This window comes from Oleiphilus sp. HI0128 (assembly GCF_001635365.1).
In genome coordinates, this window is sequence record NZ_LWGG01001380.1 from 1 (window position 1) to 1,155 (window position 1,155).

A 1,155-nucleotide genomic window follows, 5' to 3' on the forward strand; every position below is an offset into this window, starting at 1 on the left:
ATTTTTCGAGAGTTGTGGCAGAGAAAGTTTTTATGCTTGTTTGGGTTCACTGTCGTGAGCTTTGCAGTATTGGTGACTGGGATTTTCTGGCCTTCAAAGTTTGAAACATCCGCCACAATCTTTGCCGATAACCAGAATATACTAAAGCCACTTTTAGCGACTCAGGCTGCGCAATCTAAGGTCCAGAACCATACGAAGGTTGTACGAGATATGATCCAGTCTCCTCGGATCCTAAAGACAGTGGTTGAAAATGTTTATGGGATCGACAGCTTTGAATCTGCAGAGGAGCTGGGGCAGCAGATAAATAGTCTGCGTTCTAAAGTTCAAGTTAGAGGTCTGGGGGCTGGTTACATTAAAGTAGCCTATTCAGATTCAACGGCTGATGACGCTTACAGGGTGATAAATGAGGTTGTAGATGTTTTTATTCGTGCAAGTACGGATGAGCAGCGTACGGAAAGTCGCGAAGCTTTTTTGTTTATCGATAACCAGGTAAAGCAGTATAAAGATCAACTATTGCTGGCAGAAGAGCGCTTGAAGAACTTCAGGTCTCAGAATTTTGATGGTCGTGACGGTGATGTGGATTCAAGTATTAGTCGTATTCGCTCGCAAATAGAAGAGCTAAAAATAAGTATCGACGAAGATGAGACATCCATTGTAGCGGTTCAAAGGCAATTAAGTAACGAGTCCGAGTTTTCTTCCCAGAAATATAAAGCAGACGTGTATGGTGAACGCCTTAAATCACTAGAGGCAAGCCGTAATAATTTGTTGTTAACCTATACTGAAGATTACCCTGATGTAGTAAGTTTAACTTATCAGATCGAAGATATTCGTGATGCTATGAGGCAAGCCGATGCGAATAAGAACTCAGATAATGATAATTCGGGAGCTGGTAACGAGCAGGAAGCAGTATTAAACCCATTATATCAAGAGCTTCGAAGTAGCTTGTCGAACGCTATTACCCGAAAGCAGACGAAAGAAAAACGCTTAAGTGCGTTACGGGGCTTGATGGATAAAGAGTTTGACCGGCGCAAACGTATTGCAGAAAGAGGAGCGGAAGAGGCAGAGCTTACTCGAGACTATACAGTGACTAAGCGTATCTATGAAGATATGCTTGAGAGAAAAGAGAAGGCTCGTTTATCAATGACATTGAACGTT

General features: G+C 42.3%; 1 protein-coding gene. It reads left to right on the forward strand.

Annotated features, from left to right (window positions below; all coding sequences use genetic code 11):
- Positions 1–210 precede the first annotated feature (210 nt).
- Positions 211–1,155 (forward strand): hypothetical protein (locus A3763_RS22780; protein ID WP_231872297.1); only part of this gene is annotated, 945 nt, incomplete at its 3' end.